General features: G+C 53.4%; 1 protein-coding gene, 1 tRNA gene and 1 pseudogene (1 of these 3 running past the window's edge). All 3 read right to left on the reverse strand.

Annotated elements, in window-relative coordinates:
* Nucleotides 1-82: 82 nt before the first annotated feature.
* Nucleotides 83-967 (reverse strand): annotated as a pseudogene (locus A6X21_RS01670) (FAD-dependent oxidoreductase); the annotation flags it as partial.
* Between the two features lie 462 nt (nucleotides 968-1,429).
* Nucleotides 1,430-1,500 (reverse strand) — tRNA-Gly (locus A6X21_RS01675).
* A 106-nt stretch (nucleotides 1,501-1,606) separates the two neighbouring features.
* Nucleotides 1,607-5,000, reverse strand: partial view of an outer membrane protein assembly factor BamB family protein gene (locus A6X21_RS23545; RefSeq protein WP_165603655.1) — the 3' portion only. Its footprint extends 980 nt past the window's final position; only the last 3,394 of its 4,374 coding nucleotides appear in the window; its start codon lies off the right edge, out of view; its stop codon occupies nucleotides 1,607-1,609.

The raw sequence follows: 5,000 nt of genomic DNA on the forward strand, positions 1-5,000 counted from the left end.
CGAAGGCTGTAGGGGCTAGTTTTCAGGAACATGATGAACTCCAGTCGCAGCGATGAGAGCCGATCCGTGCTGGCTGAGATTTTTTGACCCCATTGGCAAAGGTGTGGAGAAAAAGATCGATCTTGTCTTCTGCACTGACAATTCGTTCTTTCTTTGCGTCTTCGAATTCTTCTGCGGTGCCGGGCGATTTCTTCGCGTGATCGCAGAACTCTTCGACGATTTCGCCCACTCGGGGATATTTGCCCCGGCGAATCAGACCCATCGACCAGACACGAACTTCACTCGATCCATTTCCGCCCAGCACACCACGGTCCTGGATCAGAGCGACTTTACAACCCATCCGAGCTGCCGAAAGTGCGGCACCGATCCCTGCATAACCGCCACCGACAACGACAAGGTCGTAACCCTTCTTAATCGTTGGGGTTTCACTGAGCCCTAGACCTTTGGCACGATAGGCTGCTAATTCTTTCGCTGCGGCAGGTGGAGCCTGAGAGGATTTCGTCAATACGATCGCATCGCAGCGACCATCAAAACCAGTCAAATCATGCAGCGCCAAACGATGTTCACCAGGTTTGAGTTCGACTTCCCCACCTGGATGCCAGAACCAGTTTGCTGATTCTGTTCCAAACTCAGTGGCTAAAGGTTGGCCATCAATCAGCAATTGAAACCGGCCCGGTTTGCCAGCGGCTTTCCAGCGGGCCACCCAGTCTTTCGTTCGCACATAGACACGATACTTCCCACCTTCAGTCACCTTGAAGGTCGTTGTGGCATCTGCAACAGGATTTCCCAACCCATGTGCCAACAGATAGGGTGATCCCATCTCCGTAATGAACTGAGTATCGAGCGACCACCCGCCCGGTTCGCGAAAACTTTCGGCTTCGACGAATACGGTCTCTTCCGCAGCCCAGGCCAGGGAACTGGTCGCACAGAAGGTGGCCAGCAACAGGAGTCTCAAGGGGCGAATCATAAACAACCCTCTCAAATCAACGAGCAAGAATATCTTGTTGTATCATGCGGGTTTTTGGCAATTTTGCAATGATTGACGACCAACGATCCTTAGAAACCGGGCTTCCTCAAGCATCTCATCATAAACAGAAGCGACGTCCAACTTGCGGACTGGTTTTCTCCGGTCGCGATGACAGCCGAGAGCAGCATGTACCTGCGATCTGTTCCCATGCCATCAAAAGTTGAGTGGCATGCCCGGGAGGGCTGAGGATCAAAACTCACGTGAAAAGCGTGTCTTGTTCCACCGACTATCGAACTGAATCGTCGCTGCTGAGCCACTCACATCAGCGGGGCCGCCACAGAGACACTGGTTCAGCGAAAGAACTGGTTCAGTGAAATAACTGGCTCAGAACGATAACTCGGGCCAGATGGTCGATGTTCCATAAAATCAAAAACCGCCGCAAAGCACGGCATCGACCGAAAAAGCGGGTGAAGGGAATCGAACCCTCACCTAAAGCTTGGGAAGCTTTCATTCTACCATTGAACTACACCCGCATGTCCGTAAGGCTACATCAGCCCATGAGCACAGGTCAAGCATATCGAAAGCGACGCGCCCGAGAACAGGATCAACTCGAGACAAAAGAAAACTCACGAGACGAGATCATCGACTGGGCAACAGACTTTCTGACGCATTCGCTTTCAACCGCCGGTAATCAATCTCGATGGTCTTATCGACCCCGTAGAGCGTTAACTTCTGCTGATCGACGTGATGGAAAGAGGTTATCAGCCGATCATTTTCCGAACTTCCGCCGTTTCGATCCGGCAAGAATATCCCGAACTTCAGACGGATATTGTCTTTAATGGCCAGTGTTGCTCCGGTTCTTGCATCCAGAACTTCCACCAGCAGCCACTCCAGATTTCCATCATCCCGGTCACGAACTCGACTCGCCAGGACGAGCAGATCGTCTGGCATTTCGGGAGGGTTCAGTACCGATCGATTGGGAACAGCTCTGACCCAGAGACTCTCCCCCGTTTGTCGATCAATCGCCATGAGATCGTCTCTCAGACCAATGGCAGGAATGTAGCCATCGTTCATCTGATTGTTGTGGTGCAGCGAAGTCACCACGATCATGCTGCGGCCAAAATTGACGTAATAGCGTTCTCGATCCACAAATCCGCGGATCTGCACAATCCCTTCAAACTCGCCTTTGCTGAGAGGAATTGTGCTTTTCAGCACAGGGCCGCGAACATCGTAGATTTTGAGTTCTTTCTGGGCATTGATCAAAGCAATTTCATGTTCGCCAATCCGATTGAACAGCACACGTTCGCCGGCTGGCTCGTTAATCTGAATCTGTTGACCGATCGGATCCCACAATCTCAACCATGTCCCCTGCTCTCTGGTACTGACCACACAAAACAGTTTGCGTCCGAAGAGAAACGAAGGTTGCCTCAACTCCTGTTCAATACGACCAGTCTCCAGTTTCTGGCCTGTTGCCGTCTCCAGGAGCGTATAACTGAGTCGATCTGTCCCGCGAACGACGAGCACTCGATCATCGCCAAAGATCCCGCTGCTCAAATCAGCTTGCAGGCCACTCAAAGGCTCCAGATCGTCTCGACGCCAAGTGACCAGACCAGTTGCCGGATCGATCATATACAGACGCTGCTGGCTTTGAATTGTCAAAAACGAAGCGCCCGCCGGTCCATAAGCCGGGGTGACACTCTGCCCTTTTCGATCAGGCAGGCGGCATTTCCACACCAGCCCGTCGTCACCCTGCTGCAGCAACGATAAGAGCGAAATTCCCCCCGGCCAGGCCATCGTCGCGGTGTGACCATAAAACGCCTGGCTTCCAGCCGAAGGAGCACTGTAACGTCCTTCGATCGTTGTCCAGCGGGAATTTCCACCAGTGGATTTATCAAACAGCATTAGCCGCGATGCCTGTTCATCACCGGTCACCAATGAATCCACAGGAAAGCCGGCAGGAGGAAATGAGCGGCGGCGATTTTCCAGATACGGGCTCTTCAGCACCTCATATTGAGGCGAGTTCACACTGGCAGGGAGCCCGTTCCATTCCAGTTGAGCACTCCCCAGCCCCTGTCCGTTTCGGACGGAGATTCGTACTTCCTGATCATTCGCATCTTTGATCGATGTTTCTGCTGACAAAGCGACATTTTTCAGCGGCTTGCGCAATGCATCGCCAGTCTGCGAGAACTGCCTTTCAATTTGCCTCGCACTCGCGGGATACCCGGCCAATTCGTACAGACTTGATAAGTGACGAGCATTGACTGCTGTCGCATGCTGAGTGAACTCGGCTTTCAATAGACATTCGGCAGCATGCAGATCTCCCTGAATCATCAGTCGATCTGCCAATTGAGCAACCACCTTGGCGCGTTCGGTATGTTCTCCGGCAATGGCCAGCCATCTTCGGGAAAAATCGATCGAAGCGGCATCAGTGGCCTTTGGTGCCCAGCGATCGAGACATTCCGAAAGCATGGCTTGAAGTACCGGGCTTTTTAAACTTGTTCGGGATTCGCCAGTTCCCGAAATGACTTCTGCCAATCGCTGCAGCCAGGCTGTGGAAGAGACCTGCAGGACATTCTCGCCCGGGGCTAACGTCAGTGCCTCCTCAGGAAGGTTCATGAGGATCTCGAGAGCCTGCTCGAGCGTCTGGCGGTCCCCTTCATCGAGGCTGATCTTGGAAAGCCACGCCACGTCATGGAGTCGATCACTGGGCGATAATGCCAGTGGACGCAACAAAGCGAGAATCTCTTTGGAGCTTCGCTTGCCTTCGTACAATTGCTGGCTCAACGTGCTTCTTAAGAGTCTTTGAGCTCGCTCGCGACTGACTGTTGAGAGCGAACCCCGCAAGGCCAGCATGACAGCCGCTTCCACTCGATCTGCCCGGCCGAGAACTGCCTCCAGTTCCGCTCGTTCGAGGTCTCTTTCTGCATTATTGCTGACAGCCTCTTGCGACTCTCGGTCTAAAGCCGAAAGCCTCGCCTGAGCCTGTGGGAAAGCTTTCAACTCCTTCAGACCAATGGATAAAACCAGATCTCCTGCAGGAATCAGATTCCCTAAGCTGGAATCATCTTCTTGCAGATTGTGAGTGCGATAAACTCCTGTACCAATTTCAAATGTACCAAACCGCCCATCATCCAGCGGCAAGACATATCGATCTCCCAGGAGAACTCCAGTGCCACTGGGTAAACCCGTATTCACCTTCCAGAGTTCGCTCCCGTCATTCAGACTCAGACCGCGAGTCTGCTGCCTGCCGACGACCAGCACAACCTGACCATCGATAGCTCCGATGTACTCCGCATCCATCCGATGTTTGGCCCATAAAACTTCACCAGTCTCCAGTCGGAAACAGCGGATAAAATCCGACGTGTCCGGGAGGCAGACCACACGATCGCCGGAAATCAGCGGGCCATCCAACATGCCTCTGGCACCACGGCGGTGGCTGGCAGAATTCCCGAAGCGACCGTTCACTTCGGCATTCGCTTCGTATTCCCTCGCATGCCACAGCAGTTGATGTGTCGCCAAATCGAAAGCGACAATCACCCCCGTCCGAGTGGGGCAGACAGCAATCCCTCCACTGACAGCAGGCAGGCAGGCCTGAAAAAAGCGGTCTCGCTCTTCGCTCACGAGCTGATCGGCAAATGCCAGTGGTTGCTTCCAGAGTCTGTGACCCGTCACGGGATCGATACTGTTCAGAATGATCTGCCGATCAAATTCAGTCAGTACCAGCATTTCACTTGGTGTGATCACCGGGGCCCCGAGAAAGTAATGTCCGTCAAATTCATTAGTGATCGACTCGGTCGCAACTTGAGAATCTTTGGTTGAGGAGGCATCGCTGGATTTGCCACCAATCGCCCAGGCAACCCGCTGCGCATCATTTTGTGCCCAAAGATCCAGGGCCACCAGTCGATTCGTCGCGCGGCCGACCAGCCTCGCTTCACCGAACTGACGAAACTGCTGGGAGGCTGCACCACGCGGCGAGCTAAAACTCAACTGATCAACCAGATACAGACGCCTTTGGTCCGAAGCCATGATCCCT

It is taken from the genome of Planctopirus hydrillae, assembly GCF_001707835.1.
Taxonomy (GTDB): Bacteria; Planctomycetota; Planctomycetia; order Planctomycetales; family Planctomycetaceae; genus Planctopirus; species Planctopirus hydrillae.